The organism is Pseudomonas sp. 1L-C-7-B-C1, assembly GCF_057291635.1.
Window position 1 is genome coordinate 274,909 of record NZ_JBXAWH010000005.1, and the last position, 22,610, is coordinate 297,518.

General features: G+C 62.0%; 15 protein-coding genes. 7 read left to right on the forward strand and 8 right to left on the reverse strand.

Annotation, left to right across the window (positions count from 1 at the left end; all coding sequences use genetic code 11):
• Positions 1-47: 47 nt before the first annotated feature.
• Entirely contained in the window at positions 48-608 is a 561-nt protein-coding gene (locus AC0Z8Z_RS10500) for an NAD(P)H nitroreductase (protein ID WP_122537527.1), read from the reverse strand.
• A 174-nt stretch (positions 609-782) separates the two neighbouring features.
• On the opposite strand from AC0Z8Z_RS10500, the gene AC0Z8Z_RS10505 reads away from it, so the two are divergent.
• On the forward strand, positions 783-2,237 hold the full coding sequence (locus tag AC0Z8Z_RS10505; protein ID WP_122537819.1) for a TrkH family potassium uptake protein: 1,455 nt from the start codon (positions 783-785) through the stop codon (positions 2,235-2,237).
• 108 nt (positions 2,238-2,345) lie between these two features.
• Positions 2,346-2,657 (forward strand): Mpo1-like protein, encoded by a 312-nt coding sequence (locus AC0Z8Z_RS10510; protein WP_485619044.1) that lies wholly within the window; start codon positions 2,346-2,348, stop codon positions 2,655-2,657.
• A 67-nt stretch (positions 2,658-2,724) separates the two neighbouring features.
• On the opposite strand, the gene AC0Z8Z_RS10515 is transcribed toward AC0Z8Z_RS10510, so the two are convergent.
• The 5 genes from AC0Z8Z_RS10515 to recQ form a co-directional block, all read right to left on the reverse strand.
• Entirely contained in the window at positions 2,725-3,543 is an 819-nt protein-coding gene (locus AC0Z8Z_RS10515; RefSeq protein ID WP_485619045.1) for a UDP-2,3-diacylglucosamine diphosphatase, read from the reverse strand.
• Between the two features lie 117 nt (positions 3,544-3,660).
• The gene (locus AC0Z8Z_RS10520; RefSeq protein ID WP_485619046.1) at positions 3,661-3,957 is read right to left on the reverse strand and encodes an Rdx family protein; all 297 of its coding nucleotides are present in this window, start codon (positions 3,955-3,957) and stop codon (positions 3,661-3,663) included.
• Positions 3,958-3,960: 3 nt separating this feature from the next.
• A complete protein-coding gene (locus AC0Z8Z_RS10525; RefSeq protein ID WP_485619047.1) occupies positions 3,961-6,285 on the reverse strand; it encodes a FimV/HubP family polar landmark protein in 2,325 nt (774 codons plus the stop codon).
• 143 nt (positions 6,286-6,428) lie between these two features.
• Positions 6,429-6,863 (reverse strand): MarR family transcriptional regulator, encoded by a 435-nt coding sequence (locus AC0Z8Z_RS10530; RefSeq protein ID WP_122537522.1) that lies wholly within the window; start codon positions 6,861-6,863, stop codon positions 6,429-6,431.
• A gap of 178 nt (positions 6,864-7,041) precedes the next feature.
• On the reverse strand, positions 7,042-9,168 hold the full coding sequence (recQ, locus tag AC0Z8Z_RS10535) for a DNA helicase RecQ (RefSeq protein WP_172611202.1): 2,127 nt from the start codon (positions 9,166-9,168) through the stop codon (positions 7,042-7,044).
• A 210-nt stretch (positions 9,169-9,378) separates the two neighbouring features.
• Here recQ and AC0Z8Z_RS10540 point away from each other — a divergent pair, with 210 nt between their 5' ends.
• On the forward strand, positions 9,379-9,966 hold the full coding sequence (locus tag AC0Z8Z_RS10540; protein WP_485619048.1) for a UPF0149 family protein: 588 nt from the start codon (positions 9,379-9,381) through the stop codon (positions 9,964-9,966).
• 78 nt (positions 9,967-10,044) lie between these two features.
• Here the strand turns inward: AC0Z8Z_RS10540 and pap are convergent, their stop codons facing one another.
• Together pap and AC0Z8Z_RS10550 are read right to left on the reverse strand one after the other, a co-directional pair.
• Entirely contained in the window at positions 10,045-11,547 is a 1,503-nt protein-coding gene (gene pap, locus AC0Z8Z_RS10545; protein ID WP_485619049.1) for a polyphosphate:AMP phosphotransferase, read from the reverse strand.
• 157 nt (positions 11,548-11,704) lie between these two features.
• Positions 11,705-16,003, reverse strand: coding sequence for a dermonecrotic toxin domain-containing protein (locus AC0Z8Z_RS10550; RefSeq protein ID WP_485619050.1), 4,299 nt, complete (start codon positions 16,001-16,003; stop codon positions 11,705-11,707).
• 136 nt (positions 16,004-16,139) lie between these two features.
• Between AC0Z8Z_RS10550 and mnmC the strand changes: the two genes are divergently transcribed.
• The 4 genes from mnmC (at position 16,140) to AC0Z8Z_RS10570 (ending at position 22,545) form a co-directional block, all read left to right on the forward strand.
• Positions 16,140-18,158, forward strand: coding sequence for a bifunctional tRNA (5-methylaminomethyl-2-thiouridine)(34)-methyltransferase MnmC2/FAD-dependent 5-carboxymethylaminomethyl-2-thiouridine(34) oxidoreductase MnmC1 (gene mnmC, locus AC0Z8Z_RS10555; RefSeq protein WP_485619051.1), 2,019 nt, complete (start codon positions 16,140-16,142; stop codon positions 18,156-18,158).
• A gap of 149 nt (positions 18,159-18,307) precedes the next feature.
• Positions 18,308-18,976 (forward strand): ABC transporter ATP-binding protein, encoded by a 669-nt coding sequence (locus tag AC0Z8Z_RS10560; protein WP_485619052.1) that lies wholly within the window; start codon positions 18,308-18,310, stop codon positions 18,974-18,976.
• Position 18,977: 1 nt separating this feature from the next.
• On the forward strand, positions 18,978-21,458 hold the full coding sequence (locus AC0Z8Z_RS10565; protein ID WP_485619053.1) for an ABC transporter permease: 2,481 nt from the start codon (positions 18,978-18,980) through the stop codon (positions 21,456-21,458).
• Complete coding sequence (locus tag AC0Z8Z_RS10570) at positions 21,448-22,545, forward strand: lipocalin-like domain-containing protein (RefSeq protein ID WP_485619054.1); 1,098 nt, start codon at positions 21,448-21,450, stop codon at positions 22,543-22,545. Before AC0Z8Z_RS10565 ends, AC0Z8Z_RS10570 begins: the two co-directional genes overlap by 11 nt.
• Positions 22,546-22,610 lie beyond the last annotated feature (65 nt).

The following is a 22,610-nucleotide window of genomic DNA, read 5'->3' on the forward strand; positions in this document are numbered from 1 at the left end:
GTTTTGCGGTGTAACGCCCAATGCCTTCCCGGCTAAAGCCGGTCCCACTAACCCTCCCAGGCGCTTACAAAATCAGCCACCTCAGGCTTCGCAGGTTCTCGCGGCGGGTTTTGCGGGGTACCGAGGTAGAGGAAGCCGACGACTTCTTCTTCGCCGGTCAGGCCCAGCCCTTCGGCGACGTGGCGAGAGTACGACAAATCCCCCGAACGCCAGACCGCGCCGATACCCATTGCGTAGGCAGCCAACAGGATGCCGTGGGCGGCACACCCTGCGGTAATCACCTGTTCCTTTTTCGGCACTTTGTAGTGGTCAGTCAACTTGGCTATCACGACGACCACCAAGGGCGCGCGCAGGGGGCCGTTGCGGGCCTTGTCCAGCGCTTTGGCGTCGACATCGCCGCCCTTGTCGACCAATGCCTGGGCGAGCAATTCGCCCATTCGATGGCGTGCGTCGCCTTCGACGGTCAAAAAGCGATAAGGCCGCAAGACGCCATGGTCAGGCGCGCGCAGGGCGGCGCCAAAGAGGATCTCGCGCTGCTCGGCGTTCGGGGCGGGTTCGATCAAGCGGGGCACGGACACGCGATTAAGCAATACGTCGAGCGCTTCCATTAAGTCGTCTCCAGGAAAAATGACGGGCCATTGTAGTGCCCTCGGTGCAGTCTTGAACTTCAATAACGATTAACCCGGGCAATTACTTACAACACTCTCGGAAATGCCTCGGTTTACACCAACGGGCTCGCGAGTAGAATGGCCGCCCTCTCACTACCTGATCAGAGCGACTGCATGGCGTTGCCGACCCTCCGCATCATCGGTTTCATTATCGGCATCTTCCTGATTACCCTGGCCATCGCCATGGTGGTGCCGATGATCACCTTGATGATTTTCCACCGCACCGCCGACATGCCGTCGTTTCTGTGGTCGAGCCTGATCACCTTCGTATCCGGGCTGGCATTGGTGGGCCAGGGCCGGCCAGAGCATGTACACCTGCGCCCGCGCGACATGTACCTGCTGACGGTCAGCAGTTGGGTCATTGTGTGCATCTTCGCGGCGCTGCCGTTTCTGCTGACGCAACACATCAGCTACACCGACTCCTTCTTCGAAAGCATGTCCGGCATCACCGCGACGGGTTCCACCGTGCTCAGCGGTCTGGACACCATGTCCCCCGGCATCCTCATCTGGCGTTCGTTGCTGCACTGGCTCGGCGGTATCGGCTTCATCGGCATGGCGGTGGCGATTCTGCCGCTGTTGCGCATCGGCGGCATGCGCCTGTTCCAGACCGAGTCGTCGGACCGTTCCGAAAAAGTCATGCCGCGTTCCCACATGGTCGCCAAGTTCATCGTCCTGGTTTACCTCGGCATCACCGTGCTCGGCACGCTCGCATTCTGGTGGGCCGGCATGAGCCTGTTCGACGCCATCAATCACGCGATGTCGGCGATATCGACGGGAGGGTTCTCCACCTCTGACCAGTCACTGGCGAAATGGCCACAACCCGCCGTCCATTGGGTGGCGATCGTCGTGATGATCCTCGGCGCCCTGCCGTTCACCCTGTACGTGGCGACACTGCGGGGCAATCGCGGCGCTCTGCTCAAGGATCAGCAGGTGCAGGGTTTCATCGTCCTGCTGCTGGTGATGTGGCTGGTAATGACGACCTGGTACTGGGCGACGACTGATCTGCCGTGGTACGACGCGCTGCGTCATGTCGCGCTGAACGTGACATCGGTGGTGACCACCACCGGCTTCGCGCTGGGGGATTACAGCCTGTGGGGCAACTTCGCGCTGATGCTGTTCTTCTATCTGGGGTTCATCGGCGGGTGTTCGGGGTCGACGGCGGGCGGGGTGAAAGTCTTCCGCTTTCAGGTCGCGTACATCCTGCTGCGCGCCAACCTGCACCAGCTGATTCACCCGCGCGCGGTGATCAAGCAGAAGTACAACGGTCACCGGCTGGATGACGAGATCGTGCGCTCGATCCTGACCTTCTCGTTTTTCTTCACCTTCACCATCTGCCTGATCGCGCTGATGCTGTCGCTGCTGGGGCTGGACTGGATGACCGCGCTGACAGGCGCCGCCAGTACCGTGTCGGGCGTAGGGCCAGGGCTCGGTGAAACCATCGGGCCGGCGGGTAATTTCTCGACGCTGCCGGACGCCGCCAAGTGGATTCTGTCCCTGGGCATGCTGCTCGGGCGGCTGGAGATCATCACGGTGCTGGTGCTGTGCATCCCGGCGTTCTGGCGTCACTAGAACACTGCAGGCCGGGCAACATCACTGGCGCCCCCGTTAGAAATTTCACCCCGGGCGGCGGGGGCTGGACTAAGCTTAGCCAACACCTTGGCCGCAGAGCACAACCTTGTGGAAACCCTGAAGACTTTCGACCGGTTTGCAGATTTCTATCCTTATTACCTGCATGAACACCGCGACAGCACCTGCCGTCGTCTGCATTTCATCGGCACCAGTCTGGTCATCCTGATCCTGGCATTCGCCGTGCTCAGCGCAAACTGGACGTTGTTGTGGGTCTTGCCGCTGGCGGGTTACACATTTGCCTGGGTCGGCCACTTCTTTTTCGAGAAGAACCGCCCGGCCACGTTCAAGCATCAGTTCTACAGCCTGCTCGGCGATTTCGTCATGTACAAGGACATGCTCAGGGGCAAAGTGCCGTTTTGACCCAACGTTATCGGCGTCGCTCATGACGCCTCGCTGCCGCGCCGCTTGAGCAAAAAGCTGCCGGCGCTCAGACAGTCTCGCCCACCGGCTCCGGGGCTTGCGGGCTTTGAATCTTGACGTGGGCATCGGCCAGGCGGAACAGCTCGATCGTGCCATCCCAGTGCTCGATCAAGGCCGTGCAGGACTCCACCCAGTCGCCGCAGTTAAGGTACTCCACGCCGCCCACCTGGCGGATTTCGGCGTGGTGAATGTGTCCGCACACCACGCCGTCCAGGCCGCGCTTGACGCACTCATGGGCGATGGCTTCCTCGAAGTCGCTGATGAAATTCACCGCCGTCTTGACCTTGTGCTTCAGGTACGCCGACAGGGACCAATAGCCGTAGCCGTATTTGGCGCGCCAGTGGTTGAGCCAGCGGTTGAGGGTCAGGGTGAATTCGTAGGCCGAGTCGCCAAGGAAGGCGAGCCAGCGGTGATAGCGGGTGATGACGTCGAACTGGTCACCGTGGATCACCAGCAGACGACGACCATCGGCGGTCAGGTGCACGGCCTCATCGACCAACTGGATGTTGCCCAGAATGAGTTTTGAATAGCGGCGCAGAAATTCGTCGTGGTTGCCGGTGACGTAGATGACTTCCGTCCCGCGCTTGCTCATGGTCAGCAGGCGGCGGATGACGTTGGTGTGCGCTTGCGGCCAGTACATGCCGCCGCGCATCTTCCAGCCGTCGATGATGTCACCGACCAGGTACACCTTGTCGGCATGGTATTGCTTGAGAAAGGCGGAGAGATGTTCGGCCTGGCAGTCCCGGGTTCCCAGATGCACGTCAGATATCCACAAGGTCCGGACACGTTGTTTGCGGCTGGGTTTCGCGTTCTCGGCAATGCTCATGGACCACCTCCACTTTGGTTTTCCCAAGCGTGGACGTGGTCAATGATATGAACATGACGACCGTGTTTAGCTTTGATGACATGACATATCGGTTAACACTTGGCGACGCGCCAGCAGTCAGGTGTCCAGGCCGGCGTGACGATCGTTGTGTCCAAGGTCCCGGGCCGGATCGATTTGATCACGCACACGCTGCTTGAGAATCTTGGCCTCGGGAAACCCGCCGTCAGCCTTGCGCTCCCAGATCTGCACGTCATTGCAGGTGATGCGGAACACACCGCCGGTGCCCGGACTCAGCGACACCTTGCCGAGATCGTCGGAGAAGGTGCTTAGCAGTTCCTGAGCCAGCCAGGCGGCACGCAACAGCCAATGGCATTGTGTGCAGTAGGTGATGGTGATTTCAGGCTTGGCTGACATTGATCAGCCCAACCCTGCCAGCAGGTCACGGGCCGTTTGCTGCGGGCCATCGTCGGAACCGTCGATGACTTCCTGCAACAAGCGACGGGCCTCGTCGATGTTGCCCTCATCGATCAGCACCTGCGCCTCGTTGATCTTGCTCAGCGGCTCTTCGTCCAGGCTCAGCAGATCGAAGCCGCCCTCCTCGATCATGAAGCTGTCGAGAAAAGCGTCATCCATTAAATCGCTGTTGCTCTGCACGATGGCTGCCGGGCCCGGCTCGAACTGCACGCCCATTTCCGGCGGCGTTTCCTCTTCGGCAAAATCGCTGAGGAACTGCTCTTCCGGCATCTCGAAGACCTCGGGCAGCTGGGTGAGGTCGGACGAGAACGAGGTGTCCAGTTCAGGTTCGGCCTCAGCTGCCGGAACGGGCGTGCGGGGCGCGGGCGTGCTATCGAACGGATCGACCAGCTCCCAGTCGGCGTCCATGGAAAGGTCGTCGAGATTGAGTTGAAAATCATCCGCAGGGTCAACCGGGTTCAGCGACGCGGCCGCATTTTCGTCCAACCGGGCGGGCTCCGTGAGGCTGAGCTCCGTCCGGTCTTCTGATGCTTGCCTGGCCGAGGCTGTTTGACCAGCCAGCATTGCGGCAGCACCCAGCGCAGCTACAGGGGCTGCCGACGAGGTCATGGCAGGCGACGCAACCGGCGCGGACGGCGCTTCGGGCGCAACAGGCTCGGGTTTCAGTTTCGGATAACGATCGCGGATGCCCTGGAGCTTCTGTGCGTCAACGCCCTGGCTCAGCAGAACGCGCTCTTCCTCGTCATACGCTTCCACGTCGCCCTGTTCGCCGAGCAGTTCGAGGATGCGCAGGCGAACATCGGTACGTTCGGGCTGTTTGTCCAGCGCATCGCGCAGGATGGCCAGGGCTTCGGCGAAGCGACCGTAGGCAATGTAAATGCTCGCGCCATCCAGCGCATCGGTGGCGGCACCGGCCAGGCGCTGGCCGGCAGGCGCTGAAGAGGCCGAACGCGCAGGGGTGACCGCCGGCACCTCGAAGACTGGCGTGACCGTGGCCGCAGACCTGACCACCGGCTCCACCGGCTCAGGCTCAAGGGCCAGCTGATTTTTGATCCGGTTGCGGCGCACCGACCAGGCCAGCGCGAGGAGCAATAATATTACCAACAGCGCTGCCAGGGCCGACGTCCAGGGGAAGTCGTCCTCGGCGGCAACCGGCACCGGTGCTTGTACGGAGGTGGCTACCGGAGCGGGTGCGGCTGGTGTCGTAGCTGTCGTGTCAGCTGGCGTCGTCGCCACCGCAGAGGGGGCGGAAGCAACTGGCGCAGGCTTGGCCGATTGGGCCTTGAGTTCGGCGAGTTGTGTCTGCAGTTCGATGATCTGCTTGTCCTTGTCGGCCTCCTCGACCGTGGACGTCTGGACTTGCTGCTTGAGGTCATCCAGCGTCTTGCTCAACTGCTGGTTTTCAAGCGCCGTCGCCGCCAGCTGTTCGCCGACGTTCTCGGTCGCTGCGGGAGAGGCCGCTGCCGACGTGGTACTACCCGCAGCGGCAGGTGCACGGGCAGTCTTCGGTTCAACGGCGTTGTCCGGCAGTAACAGGCTCTGACCGACCTTCAACTGGCTGCGCTCGCCATTGGCAAACGCTTGCGGATTGAGCGCCACCACACCTTTTATTAACTCGGCAGAAGAGGTCTTGCTGCCCGGCGCCTGCACCTGGCGGGCAATACCCGCCAGCGTGTCGCCGGACACAACCGTGTAATGCTTGCCCTGTCGAGCCTGGGGCGGCGCGACCGGCAGACGCGACTCATCATTCTTTGCACCAGCCGCCGGCGATTGAGTACGGCTGCGCGTCGCGGCTAGCCCTGTCGGCGAGGTCGGCGGATCAAGGAGCACGGTGTATTCATGCAGCTGGTCCCCGTTTGGCCGTACCAGCCTGACAAGGAAATTCAGATACGGCTCGGTGACCGCCTTGTGCGATTCGATGTGAATAACACTGCGGCTGCCACGGATCACCGGGGTGAAGCGCAAGTCGTTGAGAAAAAAGACGCGCTCCACGCCAGCCTTGGCAAAAGCCTCGGGCGGCGCGAGCCCAACGACGATTTCTTCAGGACTCAGCCCGCCCGCTTCAATCAGTTCGATATCGGCGTTGAAGGGTTGCCCGAGGGCCGAATGCAGGCTGATCTCGCCCAGCCCCAGCGCAGCCGCCACGGAGCTGTGCAGCAGCGCGGCCGAGGCAAGCCCGATGGCCAGCAAACCCGAACGAAGACCTGACTGAACGCGAAGGGGCACCCCCCCTTCACGACGACTACCGGCCTGAAAACTCTTCAGCATGCGAACCCTTTTGAAGACGAGGCAGGCGTCCCTGCACATTCGGTACGCCCGGACACGTCATCCGGGCAGCATCAGTATGGGTGCAAATAGAACAGGATGTTTCGCCCGCATCAATGTATTTGTCGCGGGCATTCGCGCGGTTTTCAGGATTTTTCGAGATTCGCCAGGATTTTCGAATGAACGCGCATGCACAGGTGCAGTTCTTCCTCGTCGATGCCGGCAAAAAGCTCGTGACGCAAGGCCGTGGCGATGGTTTCGATTTTCTCGATCAGGGGCCGTGCGGGGTCACAGAGGACGATCTTTTTCGCTCGACGATCTTCGAGCACCGCCTGCCTGAGCACCAGTCCCTGATTTTCCAGACTATCCAGCAACCGGGCCAGGGTCGGGCCTTCAACGCCTACGCTCTGGGCCAGTTCACGTTGGGTCGGCGGCGTCTTGAAACGTGCCAGATGCAGTAAAACCAGCCAGCGCGCCTGGGACAATCCCAGATCAGCCAGCCGGCGATCCAGCTCCGCACGCCAGCCCCGGGACATATGGGCCAGCTGCATGCCAAAGCGGTGTTCTTCGGTTAACGGCATAGGTAACTCGACGGTTAAAGGCAATTCCTAATTAATAGGCAGCTAACCATGGAGCCCGGCAGGAGGCAAGCGCCTGAGCGCGGTGATTCGTCGCAGAGGCTGAGAGGGGCCGGGATGCGGCGGGTATGCCTTGGGGTTGCTTGAATGCGGGCGCGCAGTGCGCCGCGATGGCGGCGGGTTAAACTTCAAACTCCGACTGCAGCGCCGCGCGCACGCAATACAGCACGCCTTCGGGAACGCGGCCGCTGAACAGTTCGGCAATGGCGGTGACAGGGGGCAGTTCGCCTTCACCGTCGAGGAATGCGTCCTGAATCTCAGTCATCAGGTCTTCGGGGAGGTCCAGCGCCTGATCCAGTGAAAGTTGCTGTTTGCCAATGGCTTCGGCGAGCATCGTGTAGACGTTTTTCTCCGAGCATTGCAGTTGACCGGCGATCTGCATCGGGGTCATGCCGGCGCGGGCGAGGCTGATGAGCTCATGACGCACATCGGCGACCACACGCGGCGCCGGCGCCGCACCGCCGAGCACTTCAAGAAATGCCTCACCGTAACGCTCCAGCTTGCGAGCGCCCACCCCGCTGACCCGGCCCATTTCGGCCATCGTGCCCGGCTGGCTGCGCAGCATTTCGAGCAGGGTTGAATCCGGGAAGATGACGTAAGGCGGCACGCCATGTTCTTCCGCCAGCTTGCGCCGCAAGGCACGCAGCGCTTCCCACTGTTCGCGCTCTTCACCGCGCACCAGTTGGCTCGCCGGGCTGCCGGAGGCTTTCGCGGTGGTCTGGGGTTTCAGGTCACGACGCAGCTGCAAAGTGACTTCGCCACGCAACAGCGGCCGACACGTATCGCTCAGGCGCAAGCCGCCGTAGCCTTCCAGATCGATGTCGGCCAGACCACGGGCCACCAGTTGTCGGAACAATGAACGCCATTCGCCTTCGCTGCGGCTCTTGCCGACACCGAACACGGCCAGCTTCTGGTGACCGAAGCTCTGCACCTTGTCGTTTTCCTTGCCCAGCAAGACGTCGACCAGATGCCCCACTCCGTAGCGCTGGCCAGTTCGATAGATCGCTGAAAGCGCCTGTCTCGCAGGCTCGGTGGCGTCCCAGGTCTGCACGCCGTCGACGCAGTTGTCACAATGCCCACAGGGGTTGGGCATGATTTCGTCGAAGTAGGCCAGCAGCGACTGACGTCGGCAGCGGGTTTCTTCACACAGCGCCAGCATTGCGTCGAGCTTGTGCTGCTCGACGCGCTTGTGGCGCTCGTCGCCTTCGGAGTTCTGCAGCATTTGCTTGAGCATCAGCACATCCTGCAGACCGTACGCCATCCACGCATCGGCCGGCAGACCGTCCCGCCCTGCCCGGCCGGTCTCCTGATAATAGGCTTCCAGCGATTTAGGCAGATCCATGTGCGCCACGAACCGCACGTTGGGTTTATCGATGCCCATGCCGAACGCGATCGTGGCGACCATGATCAGCCCTTCCTCATTAAGGAAGCGCCGTTGATTGCCGGAGCGGGTTTCGATGGGCAAACCGGCGTGGTACGGCAGCGCCGGGTAGCCGTTGTCGCTGAGGAACGCTGCGGTCTCTTCGACCTTCTTTCGCGACAGGCAATAGACGATGCCGGCGTCGCTACGCCGCTCGGACAGAAACGCCAGCAGCTGCTTGCGCGGCTGTTCCTTGGGCACGATGCGGTAAAAAATATTCGGGCGGTCGAAGCTCGACAAAAATCGCTCGGCGTTCTGCAAGTGCAGACGCTCGACGATCTCTTCACGGGTGCGCTTGTCGGCCGTAGCAGTCAGGGCAATGCGCGGCACATCCGGAAACAGCTCGGCCAGTTGCCCCAGTTGCAGGTATTCCGGACGGAAATCATGACCCCATTGCGACACGCAGTGGGCTTCGTCGATGGCGAACAGGGCAATTTTGAGGTTCTGCAAAAACGACAGCATGCGCGGCTGGACCAGACGTTCCGGCGCCAGGTACAGCATCTTGATTTCGCCCAGACGAATGCGGTTGGCGAGGTCGCGCTGCTGCTCGGCGCTGAGCGTGGAGTTGAGCGCTGCGGCTGAAACACCGAGCTCTTCCAGCGTTGCGACCTGATCGTCCATCAACGCGATGAGCGGCGAAACCACCACCGCGAGGCCATCGCGCAACAGCCCGGGCACCTGGAAGCACAGGGACTTGCCGCCGCCGGTGGGCATCAGCACCAATGCATCACCGCCACTGGCAACGCGCTCGATAATGGCACCCTGGCGACCACGGAAGCTGTCGTAGCCGAAGATGTCTTTAAGTACGCGTTGAGCCTGGTCGAGCATAAATACCCCGGATGGTGCCGCAACAGCGGTCGAGAATCGCTGTGAAAATCGCAAAGCGCGGCAGTATACCGGAGCGCTCCGACAGATTGGACAGCGGCGACACCGGCGGTCGAAATTAACCGGAATAGTGATTCCAGTGGCCTCGCCGCTGGCGCCGGGCGGCCTCAGGGCCTAGAATTCAGCATCGTTTATTCCCAAGGTAGTCTGTCAATGTCCTTCGCTGAGCAATTACACCGCCTGCAAGCCTTCCTCGATGCCGATGAGCTGCATGACGAAGCGCTGGACTATGTAGCCGCCCATGGCTATTTGACCGCGCTGTCCATTTGCGCCGAAACCGTGCCGGACCGTGAGTGGATCGACGCACTGTTCGCCGAGCCGCCGCATTACGCCGACGACACGCAGCATCAGGAAATCGAAGCCACGCTGATCCAGCTCAAAGCGCACATCGCTCGCCAACTGGCGTCGGACGAAGAGTTCGAACTGCCGTGCGACCTGGACCTGGGCGATGACCCCGACGACTCCGAGCTGCGCGGCTGGTGCATCGGCTTCATGGAAGGCGTGTTCCTGCGCGAGTCCGCCTGGTTCGAGAACGACGAAGAGGAAGTCAGCGAGATGCTGCTGCCGATCATGGTCGGTTCCGGTCTGTTCGACGAACAGCCAGAGTTCGCTGACATCGCTGCCGACGCCAACCTGATGGACGACATGATCGTGCAGATCCCGGAAGCGCTGACCGCCCTGTATCTGCTGCTGCAAGCCCCGGATGAAAAGCCGGCGATCCTCAAGCCTCGCCATCACTAAGCTCGACTGTCTGTATAGACCCGCCGTCACTTACTGAGAAACGTACGAGCCGACTCCGGCTCGTACGTCTCCTTCCCTCTACTTGTGCTTCTTGTCACTCTTCCTGAATGCCGCTTCGATCGCTTCGTTGATCGTGCGCAGTACCTTTACCCGCGCCCAGCGTTTGTCGTTGGCCTCGACAAGCGTCCACGGGGCAATTTCCGTGCTGGTGCGATCCACCATGTCACTCACTGCCTCGCGATACAGCGGCCACTTGCTGCGGTTGCGCCAGTCATCTTCGGTGATTTTGTGGCGCTTGAACGGCACCTTCTCCCGCGCCTGAAAACGCTCCAGCTGGGTCTTGTCGTCAATCGCGAGCCAGAACTTCACCACCACGACGCCGAAGTCCGTGAGCTGCTCTTCGAAATCGTTGATCTCGCTGTAAGCCCTCAGCCAGTCCGCCTCGGAGCAGAAGCCTTCGACCCGCTCAACCAGCACACGCCCGTACCATGACCGGTCGAATACGGTGAACTTCCCGCGCGCCGGGATCTGCCGCCAAAAGCGCCACAGATAAGGCTGGGCCAGTTCATCCTGACTGGGCGCGGCGATCGGCACGATGTGGTACTGCCTTGGATCGAGGGCGCCGGCGACACGTTTGATCGCACCGCCCTTGCCCGCGGCATCATTGCCCTCGAAGACGGCTACCAGCGCGTGACGGCGCATGCGTTTATCGCGCATAAGCCCGGAAAGTCGCGCCTGCTCGGTAATCAATTGCTCGTCATAATCGTCTTTCTCGAGCGCCAGGGTCATGTCGAGGTTGTCGAGCAGACTCAGCTCATTGCTGTTGTTGGGCAAAGGGCCGAGTCCGACAAGATGGGTCGCCCCTTCAGGCGTCTTCAGGGCGTTTTGCAAACCTTCGAGCAGCAAGCGGCCGACGGTCAGACTACGGTAATTCGGGTCGACGCCTTCGATGACGTGCCAGGGCGCGTAGTCGCGACTGGTGCGACGCAGCACGCGCTCGCCAAAACGCACAAAGCGGTCGTAGGTCTTCGATTGCTGCCAGTCCAGCGGGCTGATCCGCCAGCTGTGCAACGGGTCATCCTTGAGGGTTTTGAGGCGCAGCTTCATCTGCCGCTTGGACAGGTGAAACCAGAACTTGAAGATCACCGCGCCTTCGTCAACCAGCATCTTCTCCAGGCGCTCGGCGCCGTTGATGGCCTGATCCAGGACCGGGTCCTTGAACCGCTTGTGCACCCGCCCCTGAATCATCTGGCTGTACCAGTTCCCGAAAAAAACGCCAATGCGGCCCTTCGGCGGCAACTGGCGCCAGTAACGCCAGACCGGCGGATGGGCCAGCTCCTCATCGGTTTGCTGATCGAAGGTGCGCACTTCGATGTAACGCGGGTCCATCCATTCATTGAGCAATTTGACGGTTTCGCCCTTGCCGGCGCCTTCGATGCCGTTGATCAACACGATGATCTGGCGCTTGCCTTGCTCATGCAGCTCGTACTGAGCCTCCAGTAGCGCTTCGCGCAGGGCCGGGACTTCAGCGTCGTAGGTTTCGTCGTCGATGGTGTGGCCGATTTCAGCGGATTCGAACATGCAGGGCTCCCTTCAGGATCGCTCAAGACTAGCAGGCGACAGGCGGCGTCGATGCAGGTTATGACCGCCAATCGCTGTGATGGATCACTGCATCGAGAAACATTCGGTTGCAGTAGCACCGAGGCGGCGGCATCACGCGGCCACCTCGGTGAGTGCGTTACCAGCCCGCTCGGTACAGATCCGTCAATTGGGTGAGCAGCAGCGTTTCGGCCGCTTCGCGCTCGGCGATCAGCGCCAGGCCCTGCCGGTGGTACTCGTCGGGATCAACCGGCGGATGATCCTCCAGCGCCGCCATGCGGGTGCGCACTGACGCAGTGGCCGCAGCCAGTGCAGGCGCATGCTCGGAGCGCAAACGCGCGTTCCACTGCCGGTCACCGACGGCAAACTGCAGGAAAGCCGGGCCGCGCTCCGCCTCCAGCACCTGGCGACTGGCATCCAGCAGTGCCCCACGATCGACTGCCGCCAGTCGCGCCCAGACCATGCGGTAAGGCTGGCCGGGCAGCCCGAGCTCATCCGCGAGCCCGACGCGGTAGGCCAGTCGCACCTCGGCATGATCCAGCGCCATGCCCAGGCCTTCGCGCCGTGCGATTTCCACATCCGCAACTGCCTGCACTTCGTTGAGGCGAAAAAGTTGACGCAGAACACCCAGTAAGGCGTCCGTGCGTTGGCTTTCTGCAACGCCCTGCAGCGCACCATGGCTGTAAACCGCGACCTGAATATCACTGAAAATCAGACGCGCACCGTCCTGACAGGTCTGGTTGGCTCCAAATAAGCGGTCGTTGGCCATGACGTCGATCTGCCCCCGCAACACGGCATCCTGCCCGGCCGTTTCCAGAACCGTGAGCACCTCACTGGCAAGCTCGGCGTGGAACTGGCGGAAGTCCGGGGTTTCCCTCAAGCGTTGCAACAACATCAAAAGATGAGGCGCATCGGCGGCTTGTTCAACCTGCGCCCAGGCCGCGAGCAACCGCTGATTCAGCACGTCTTCGCCCGGGCGCAACCACGCCTGCACGGAGGGTCTGCCAGCCCTCGCGCTCGGACCCGCGCGGTGGCCATGGGACTCGGATTCGTCGTCGGATGCCTCAGACTCGGCGTTCATCGGCGCGCCCTCCACGTGGATCTCGCGGATGTCTTCGGGAAAGTCGTAATCAAGCTGATAGCGATGACCGTAGCCGGTGTCGTTGCGCCAGTAATCCTCAAGCGCCTGGTGAGTGAACGGATTGTTGTAGGCGTAGATCACCGTGTGCCGGCTGTCATCCATGGGGTTTTCGATGACTTCGGGCGGGATGTCGGTGATCTGGTTGTCACTGATGTCCAGCTCGCCAAGCCCCAGCGAGTGGGTCCACTCCGGCCACTGCGTGAGGCCCGTGTTATTGATCCAGAGAGTCGATAAGTTAAAGCGGCTGGTGTCGGTGAATTCACCCAACTGGCTGCCGGCCAGACTCAGGGAGTTCAGCGCAGGCATATCCATCAAGGTATTCATGGCGGGCTGGTCCAGCGTCCACGACATATTTTCCAGCGTCAGATGATGCAAAGACTGAAACTGCGGCAAGACGTCCGGAAGCGCGGTGAAGCTGCCGCGAACGTTCAAATGGGTCATGTTCGGGAAATTGGCCAGAAAAGCATTTGCAGCGCCCGTATCAAACTGCACGTTATTGAGCTCGATCTGTGTGATGTCGGCGTAGAAGCTATGCAACGGCGGTAAGTCCGGCATTGTCAGGTATTCGAGCGTCAGCCAATGGGTACCCCGGGGTGCGTCATCATGGCTGTAGCGCCAGGCCCGACCCAGCGCATTGGCCACCCGGCGCCGCGCCAGACGTTCACCGTCATTGAGCAACACGCTGATATCGTCGGCCTCAGCCCAGGCGATCAGGCTCATGTGCAATTGGCCGTAGGCGACAGCGCGTGCACGCGTCGCGCTGAGCAGTTGTTCCAGTGATCGCCCCCGTCGCGCCATGGCCTGCAGCTGGGCCGCCAGCTCGACACTTTCCGGGTAGAGGTGCGTCATTGCCTGGATCAATTGCTGTTGAATCGCACTTTCAGCCATAGGCAACCCGCGCCCGCTGAGTGGATAACCGATGCGCCCGTCAAGCAAGCGCTGTGGGGGCCTGAACTCGGTCGGTAAGGTCCATTGCCCCAATTGCTCGGCCGCCCATTTCGGTTGCGACCGGACCCAATTGAAAATGCGGCGCTTGAACACCTTTGCCGCCGTTTCCAGATCGTTGAACCCCATCGCCTGGCGACTGCTTTCGGGCAGCGCACGCAAGAGCGCGGCAAACAAGCTGACTTTTTTTTCGGGCGCCTCGGTACCCTCTACCTGAAAGCCTTTGTCGCCCTTGATCAATACGCGGCGTCGGGCGGCGTCTTTCGCACCAATGCTGTCCAGCAAGGACCCGGTGGCGCTGCCGTCCCTCAGTTCGATGCGAAGGTCAGCCGGCCATCCCGGGAATGTTTCAAGGCTGCGCAACGTCAGGCGCTGAAGATCATCATTGGCCGTACTGGGCGTCAGGAAAAAGCCTTCCAGCGCGCGGCTCATGCGGGTCTGACGCAAATGCCCACGAACCTTTCCTGCCATTTCCAGCGGGATGCGCCGAGTGTCCAGCATGGCAACCCTTTGTTCGCCCGAGGTCTCCGCGATCAGCTCTCGGCCTGCTGCCAGCGTAAGGGAGGGAAAATCCCGTCTGAGCAGGGTAATCAGCGGGTCGCTTGACTGCTCGGTGGCGAGGTAGGCCGCGTTGAAAGCATCGGCGGAGTCTGCCGCCTGCTGACTCAGGCGAAAACGCTTGGCGGTATCGAGCAGGGCAGCTGGCGCAGGTTGATTGCCGATGTGCAATGCCGCGAGTTCTTCTTCGTCTACCCCGCTGACTGCCATTATCCGGCCAACGGCTTTGTCGTCGATGTCCGCGAGTTCCGGATGGAGGCGACGCAAGGCCACGCTCACGTCGGTCAGGCGCAGATGACCTGCTGCATTCCGGGCCGGAACGCTGCGTCGGATGAACGAAGGTGGCTGCGACGCCACGGCTTCTGCCGCCATTGCGCCTGTTACGGCACCCGCGACACCCAGCGCTCCCATGAATGCGAGGTTTTGCGCGACATTGCCCAAGTGATCCAGTGCTTCATCCATCTCGCCATGGCGCCACGCGTCAATGCCTTCGAAGGTCTCGTCCAGCAATTGCGCGCCCGCAACGGCCATCATGACTTCGCCAAGACCGGGAACGAACAGCGCGGCGATATTCAGTGCATCCATGCCGTAGTCCAGCCAGTCAGCGAGGCGCTGGTCGCGGGTTTTCTGGTCCTCGTCGTCAGTGGGGACCGCCAGCACGCGAGCGTCGTCTTTCATTCGCAGCAGTTGATGAAGATAGAAAACATCACCCAGCGCACCTCCGACCTCGATGGTTTCCAGATCGAGAAAAGCATTCTGATCCACCTCGGAAACGCTGATCAGCTGTCGGTGAAAACCTTTGCCACGGGCAACGCTGTGCAGGACATGGGGCGCAAGGCGCTCGTGCAGACGTTTGAAGAAAGCCCCTTTGCTGCGCTCGGGAACGAAGCGGTCGAAGTAGCGTTGATACGCCTCGGAGCGCAGTTTGGCGCGCAACGCCTGTATGAAATGTTCCAGCGAGGCATAGGACTGGATAGCGCTATCGGCTCCACCAGGCAGGTACACCACGCAACGCGTCTGCTCGGCGGCTTTAAATACCAGCGGCCCGCGCAGCCTGCAGCCCAACAGTTGCAGGGTGGACACATGATCCGCGGGGCCGGATGCGTCAACCCGCAGCAGCATCTGGTACTCCGCCTCGTTAATGCCGCCCTTAAGGCGTGCGATGTGGGAGTCCACCCGCAAGGCCAGACGGGCGTGCTCGATAATGCGCGCCTTGATGTCATCGCTGCCCAGGCTACCGGGAACGTCCGGCCTCGCGACGGGATGCAGTACATGATGCAGGTGCCGCTGATATTGGCCGCCGAGGTCAAGCCGGCGGCACAGTTCGATGAAGCGACCGGGGCTTACGTTCAATGAATGAACGCTTTCTGGCCCCGCAGAACTATCCGGCGTGCCGCCAAGGATGGCCGAGTTGCTTTCGCGATCGGCGTCCGTCGCTTCGACCGCTTCAAAGTTTTGCAGGGCGGCGGCCATCAGCGAACGTGTGCTGGAACCCTGAGGCGAAGCACGACCTGTCAGCCAGTCGCGCTGGAATCTGGCGTGGAAGAAGCGGTCGCGGTCGACATCGAGACCCGGACCGAATTCGGCGTCAAGGGCCTGGGTCAGCAACGGCCGCGCGAATGACGGCAGGTCCTGAATGCGCTGGAACACCTGCTTGAGGTTTTCCCGAGCGGCCTGCGCGAGGGTCATGTCCTGACGCAGGGCATCGCGCATCGCCGGGGTCGCCTGGATGAACCATTGCGGTAGAGTGTTCTGAATAAATGAAGTCGTGAGAGCCTGACTGGCGGTGTTCATCTTACGTCCTTGTTTCTGCGTGTGATCAAAGGCGCATAGATAAACAGGAACGCACCCGCAAAGTGGCATACATATGTAGTGCACGGCCCCCCGGACGCTGGAGTAACATCGCCACCTCGCCCGTCCCGAGCCGAACATGACTACCATTGACCCCACCCAGATCGCCGGGATTGTCCACGGCCCCGCGCAGATCGACTGGGACGAACACGGCAATCCGCATTCGCGGGTGTTCTCCGACGTCTATTTCTCGACCGAATCAGGTCTGGATGAAACCCGCCATGTGTTCCTGACCCAGAACGAGCTGCCCGAACGCTTTGCCGCTTTGCCGACGGGCGAGCGGCTGGTCATCGGCGAAACCGGGTTTGGTACCGGGCTGAATTTCCTGTGTGCCTGGCAACTGTTCAACGCCAGCGCAGTGGCAGATGCCCGCCTGCATTTCGTCAGCGTCGAAAAATACCCGCTGAGCCGGGCTGATCTGCAGCGCGCGCTGAGTTTGTGGCCCGAGCTAAAGGAGCAGGCGGACCAGCTGCTGGGCCAATACGTGGCAGTCCATCAGGGCTTCCAGCGGCTGGTCTTCGATGGCGGCCGCGTCACGCTGACCTTGCTGATCGGCGACGCGCTGGACATGCTGCCGCAACTCGACGGGCAGATCGACGCGTGGTTTCTCGACGGTTTCGCGCCCGCGAAAAACCCGGAAATGTGGACGCCCGAGCTGTTTGCCGAGCTGGCGCGGCTGGCGGCACCGGGTTCGACCATCGGCACGTTCACCAGCACCGGCTGGGTGCGCCGGTCCCTCAACGCAGCCGGGTTCAAAATGAAGCGCGTGCCGGGTATCGGCCATAAGTGGGAGGTGCTTAAAGGCCGCTTTATCGGCTGGCCTGAAGAGGTGCCAACGCCTCCACGTGACAAGCCCTGGTTTGCCCGACCTCTTTCAATGCCCCGTTCACCGGACACCCCTCGCACCGCATTGGTCATCGGCGCAGGCCTGGCAGGCTGCGCCACCGCGTCGAGTCTGGCCGCGCGCGGTTGGCGCGTCAGTCTGTTGGAACGTCACGGGGATCTGGCGCAAGAAGCATCGGGCAATCCACAAGGCGTGCTCTACCTGAAGCTGTCGGCCCACGGCACCGCGCTGTCGCAGCTGATCTTGAGCGGATTTGGTCACACCCGACGTTTGCTGGAGCGGCTGCAACGGGGCATCGACTGGGACGATTGCGGCGTGCTGCAGTTGGCCTTCGATGAGAAAGAGCGTGAGCGTCAGGCGCAACTCGCCGCGGCCTTTCCCGACGACCTGCTGCATGTCCTGGACCGGGCCGACGCTGAGGCGCGGGCCGGTGTGGTGTTAAAAAGCGGCGGCTTGTTTTACCCGCAAGGTGGCTGGGTCCATCCGCCGGCGTTGTGTCGCGATCAGGCCAGCGCAAGCAACATTGAGCTGCTAAGCCACAGCGAGGTGGTCGAGCTGCGGCGCGACGGCGTGCTGTGGCAAGCGTGGGATGGCGAGCGACTGTTGGCTTGCGCTCCCGTCGTCGTGCTGGCGGGGGCAGCCGAGATCAAACGCTTCCCGCCCAGCGCGGACCTGCCACTCAAGCGGATTCGCGGGCAGATCACCCGACTGGCTGCAACCTCCGAAAGCCAGGCGCTGACGACTGTCGTGTGCGCCGAGGGCTACGTGGCGCCCGCGCGCGATGGCGAACATACGCTGGGCGCAAGCTTCGCCTTCAACAGCGATGACCTGACGCCGAGCACGGCTGAGCATCTCGGCAATCTCGAATTGCTGCGGGAAATCTCCGAGGACCTGACCGAGCGGCTGAATGCCGACGCGCTGCCCACCGAGGAGCTGCAAGGTCGCGCCGCGTTTCGCTGCACCAGCCCGGATTACCTGCCCATCATCGGGCCGCTCGCGGACCGCGCAGCATTCCTTGAAACGTACGCCGTGCTGCGCAAGGACGCGCGCCGGACGCCGGATACCGAATGCCCATGGCTCGACGGTTTGTATGTAAACAGCGGTCACGGCTCTCGCGGCCTGATCACTGCTCCGCTGTCAGGCGAACTGATCGCCGCCTGGCTGAATGACGAACCGCTGCCACTGCCGCGAAGCGTGGCCGAAGCCTGTCACCCCAACCGATTCGCGCTGCGCGGGCTGATTCGAGGGAAATAGATAAACCTGCGATAGCGGGCGCCCAGCGCTCGTCGCCGCGATCCAACGCAACTTCTTCGTCCTGCGGAAGATCCACTGTCTCGCCAGCTACATCGGCTCCGATCAATATCGTTATCCTGCAACCCGTCCCTCCAATCAGGTGAGTGTCAATGCTGCAAGTCCAGGGTGTGTTCAAGAGCTATGCCACGGCCCAGGGCCCATTGGCCGTTTTGCGTGGGGCGGATTTGCAGCTTGATAAGGGCGGCAGTCTGGCGCTTATGGGTGAGTCCGGCAGTGGCAAAAGCACCTTGCTGCATCTGGTGGCCGGTCTGGACCACGTGGACAAGGGCAGCATCGAGATCGCCGGGCAGCGTCTCGACCAGATGAACGAAGCGCAGCTGGCCAACTGGCGACGCACGGAAATCGGTCTGGTTTTCCAGCAGTTCAACCTCATCGGCAGTCTGAAGGTCGAAGACAACCTGGCATTTCAGGCGCGTCTGGCGGGGCGTTATCAGCCTGAATGGCAGGCTGAACTCACTGAGCGGCTGGGCCTGGGCGCGCTGCTCAAGCGCTACCCCGAACAGCTGTCCGGCGGTCAGCAGCAGCGCGTTGCGATTGGCCGGGCACTCGCCTCGCGCCCAGCCATGCTGCTCGCTGATGAACCCACCGGCAACCTTGACGAAGCCACCAGCGATGAAGTGCTGCAGTTGCTGCTTGACCTCCTGGCCGACAGCACCACCAGCCTGCTGATGGTGACTCACAGCCCGAGAGTGGCGGCGCGATTGCAGCGTCAGGCCGTGCTGCACCTGGGTAGGCTGGTCAGCGAAGGCGAACGCTGAGATGTCGGTCTTCTACTGGACGTTAAAAGCGTTGCTGAGCCACTGGCGGCGCCATCCCGTGCAGTTTTTCAGCGTGCTCACGGGCCTGTGGCTGGCAACCAGCCTGCTCACCGGCGTGCAGGCGCTGAACAGCCAGGCCCGTGAAAGTTACGCCAAGGCCAGCCAGATGATCGGCGGCGAGCCGCAAAAAATTCTGGTCTCGCCCAACGGCGCCAACTTTTCCCAGGACCTGTTCGTGACTCTGCGCCGCGCCGGCTGGCCGGTCTCCCCAGCATTGCGCGGTCGGGTCACCCTGAAGCAAGCGCCGGAGCAGCGTTTGACGGTGCTCGGCATAGAGCCGGTCTCGCTGCCGGTGAACACAGCGCTGGCCGGGCAGTCGCTGGACACCGAGCAGATCGTCGACTTCTTCACCCCTCCCGGCACCACGTGGATTTCACCGCAGACCCTCGCGGCCCTCGGCCTGCATGAAGGCCAGCAGCCGGTCATCGACTCCGGCAAGGTGCTGCCGCCGATGCGTGCGAAAACCGACATGGCGCCGGGCGTGCTGCTCATGGACATCGGTTTCGCCCAGCAACTGCTCAATCAGCCGAATCAGATCTCGCGGCTGGTGCTGCCCAAGGATTTTGCCGATAACGCCCCTGCTTTGCCGGCCGAGCTGAATGGCGAGCTGGTGCTGCGCAAAAGTGGCGAAGACAACGATCTGGGCAGGCTGACCGAAAGCTTCCACCTGAACCTCGACGCGTTGGGTTTCCTGTCGTTCGTGGTCGGTCTGTTCATCGTGCATGCGGCGATTGGTCTGGCACTTGAACAGCGTCGCGGGCTGCTGCGCAACCTGCGCGCGTGCGGGGTTAGCGCGCGTGGGTTGATGGCGAGTCTGGTGGTCGAGCTCGGCGTGCTGGCCCTGCTCGGTGGCATCGCCGGCGTCATCAGTGGTTACTGGCTGGCGAGCGCGCTGTTGCCCGATGTCGCGGCGAGTCTGCGCGGGCTGTACGGGGCTGAAGTCGCGGGGCATCTGAACCTGAGCATCTGGTGGTGGTTGAGTGGTCTGGGCGTCAGTCTGCTCGGCGCGTTTCTCGCAGGCGCCAGCAGCCTGCTGCGTGCCGCGCGCCTGCCCTTGCTGGCGCTGGCCAATGCCCAGGCGTGGCATGAAACCCACGCCAAATGGCTGCGACGGCAAGGCTGGGTCGCCGGGATTTCAGCACTGATTGCGGTATTGGCCGGGCTGTTTGGCGATAGCCTGGCGCTGGGCTTCGTGTTGATGGCGAGTCTCCTGCTGAGCGCGGCGCTGGGCCTGCCAGTGCTGCTCAATCTGCTGCTCAACGCACTGTTGGGCAGGAGCCGCTCGGTGCTGGGGCAGTGGTTTCTCGCTGACTGCCGCCAGCAACTGCCGGCCCTGAGTCTGGCGCTGATGGCCCTGTTACTGGCCATGGCCGCCAACATCGGCGCGGGCAGCATGACGTCGGGGTTCCGCCAGACATTCACTCACTGGCTGGAACAACGCCTCAGCGCAGAGCTGTATATCAATCCGCAGAATCCGGCCCAGGCCGCACCTTTGCAGCAGTGGCTGAGTCAGCAACCGCTGACGTCAGCGGTGCTGCCCAACTGGCAGGTTTCAGTGCAACTGCATGGCTGGCCAGCCGAGCTGTATGGCGTGATCGACCATCCGCACTATCGCCAGCACTGGCCGCTGCTGGAATCGGCGAGAGGGGATGCGTGGAAGCAACTGGCGCAGGAAGACACGCTGATGCTTAGCGAACAGCTGGCGCGCCGTCTGGACGTCAGCGTCGGCGATGAAGTCAGACTGCCCGCGCCGGACGGGCCGTGGCCGCTGCGCGTTGTCGGTATTTACGCCGACTACGGCAACCCCAAGGGCCACATGCTGGTGAACGCTGAACACCTGCTTAAACACTGGCCGCAACTGACGCCCAACCGCTTCAATCTGCGCATCGATCCCAAAGCCATCCCGCAGCTGCTGCGGGTGCTGCACAACAAATTCACCATCGACGACAACCGCATCGTCGATCAGATCCAGCTCAAGGCCTGGTCGCAGCAGGTTTTCGAACGCACCTTCGCCGCCACCGCCGCGTTGAACAGCCTGACGTTGATGGTCGCTGGTGTCGCCCTTTTCATCAGCTTGCTGACCCAGAGCCAGAGCCGCCTCGCGCAACTGGCGCCGTTATGGGCGCTGGGTGTGACGCGGCGGCAATTGATGCTGCTCAATCTGGCGCAAACATGGTTGCTGGCGGTGCTGACGCTGGTGCTGGCGATCCCGCTGGGGCTGTTGCTGGCGTGGTGCCTGGATGCTGTGATCAACGTGCAAGCCTTCGGCTGGCGCCTGCCGCTGCAAGTGTTCCCCATGCAGCTACTGCGCCTGACGCTGTTGGCGATGCTCGCCACACTGCTGGCCTCGGCGTGGCCGCTCTACCGTTTGTACCGCACCCGCCCCGCCGATTTGCTGAGGACTTTCGCCAATGAAGGTTAAGGCCCTGATCCTCTTCGCTGGGCTACTGCTCATCACGCTGCTGAGCGGCTGCGATGACAAACCCGAGGAAGAGAAAGGCTTCGCCGGCCTTGCCGACGACGCTTCAAGCTACGCACAGGTAATGCCGGGCAGGCACTTCGCTTTTCCCGACGACCACGGCCCCCACGATGATTTCCGCATCGAGTGGTGGTACGTCACCGCCAATCTCAAGGATGCCGACGGCCAGTCGTTCGGCGTGCAATGGACCTTGTTTCGCAATGCCCTCCCCCGCGCGAAAGGGCTGCAAGGCGACGGCTCTGGCTGGAGTAACCGCAACCTGTGGATGGGCCACGCGGCAGTGACGTCCCGAGACGACCACTTCGCAGCGGAACGCTACGCCCGTGGCGGCGTGCAGCAGGCCGGCGTGACACTGGCGCCGTTCGCGGCCTGGATCGATGACTGGTCCTTCACCAGCCAGTCTGCCAACAATAACCCGCTGGCGGACATGCAGTTGCAGGCCAGCGGTCCGCAGTTCAACTATCGCCTGCACCTGAAAGCCACGAAGCCATTGGTGCTGCAGGGCACACAGGGCTTCAGTCAGAAGTCCGAGCAAGGCCAGGCGTCGTACTACTACAGCCAGCCTTTTTTTCAGGCGGACGGCAGCATCGAGATTGACGGCAAAACCTATCAGGTGTCCGGGCCTGCATGGCTGGACCGGGAGTGGAGCAGCCAGCCGCTCACGGACAATCAGACAGGCTGGGACTGGTTCTCGCTGCATCTGGGTGATGGCACCGAAGTCATGCTGTATCGCATGCGGCAAAGGGACGGTGAACCGTACCTGACCGGGACATGGATCACCGCCGATGGCAGCACCGAACAACTGGCGGCGAAGGACATAGAACTGGTACCGGAAGACACCACTGACGTTGAAGGCCGCGACATCCCCACACGCTGGTCGGTGAAAATCCCGTCGAAGGCCGTGGACATTACCGTCGAAGCGCTCAACCCGCAGGCATGGATGAACTTGCAGATCCCCTATTGGGAAGGGCCGGTCACCCTGAACGGTAGCCATGAGGGTGTGGGGTATCTGGAGATGACGGGCTACTGACACGCCGCCGCGACCGACCCTGAGAATCATCTAAAGTTTCCTGACGGCTGCCGATAAACAAGGAA

Excerpts from the sequence above, each read along its gene's own strand:
- AC0Z8Z_RS10500 (WP_122537527.1), bottom strand. The coding sequence starts at position 608 with ATGGAAGCGCTCGACGTATTGCTTAATCGCGTGTCCGTGCCCCGCTTG.
- AC0Z8Z_RS10505 (WP_122537819.1), top strand. The coding sequence starts at position 783 with ATGGCGTTGCCGACCCTCCGCATCATCGGTTTCATTATCGGCATCTTC.
- AC0Z8Z_RS10515 (WP_485619045.1), bottom strand. The coding sequence starts at position 3,543 with ATGAGCATTGCCGAGAACGCGAAACCCAGCCGCAAACAACGTGTCCGG.
- AC0Z8Z_RS10520 (WP_485619046.1), bottom strand. The coding sequence starts at position 3,957 with ATGTCAGCCAAGCCTGAAATCACCATCACCTACTGCACACAATGCCAT.
- AC0Z8Z_RS10525 (WP_485619047.1), bottom strand. The coding sequence starts at position 6,285 with ATGCTGAAGAGTTTTCAGGCCGGTAGTCGTCGTGAAGGGGGGGTGCCC.
- AC0Z8Z_RS10530 (WP_122537522.1), bottom strand. The coding sequence starts at position 6,863 with ATGCCGTTAACCGAAGAACACCGCTTTGGCATGCAGCTGGCCCATATG.
- recQ (WP_172611202.1), bottom strand. The coding sequence starts at position 9,168 with ATGCTCGACCAGGCTCAACGCGTACTTAAAGACATCTTCGGCTACGAC.
- AC0Z8Z_RS10540 (WP_485619048.1), top strand. The coding sequence starts at position 9,379 with ATGTCCTTCGCTGAGCAATTACACCGCCTGCAAGCCTTCCTCGATGCC.
- pap (WP_485619049.1), bottom strand. The coding sequence starts at position 11,547 with ATGTTCGAATCCGCTGAAATCGGCCACACCATCGACGACGAAACCTAC.
- AC0Z8Z_RS10550 (WP_485619050.1), bottom strand. The coding sequence starts at position 16,003 with ATGAACACCGCCAGTCAGGCTCTCACGACTTCATTTATTCAGAACACT.
- mnmC (WP_485619051.1), top strand. The coding sequence starts at position 16,140 with ATGACTACCATTGACCCCACCCAGATCGCCGGGATTGTCCACGGCCCC.
- AC0Z8Z_RS10560 (WP_485619052.1), top strand. The coding sequence starts at position 18,308 with ATGCTGCAAGTCCAGGGTGTGTTCAAGAGCTATGCCACGGCCCAGGGC.
- AC0Z8Z_RS10565 (WP_485619053.1), top strand. The coding sequence starts at position 18,978 with ATGTCGGTCTTCTACTGGACGTTAAAAGCGTTGCTGAGCCACTGGCGG.
- AC0Z8Z_RS10570 (WP_485619054.1), top strand. The coding sequence starts at position 21,448 with ATGAAGGTTAAGGCCCTGATCCTCTTCGCTGGGCTACTGCTCATCACG.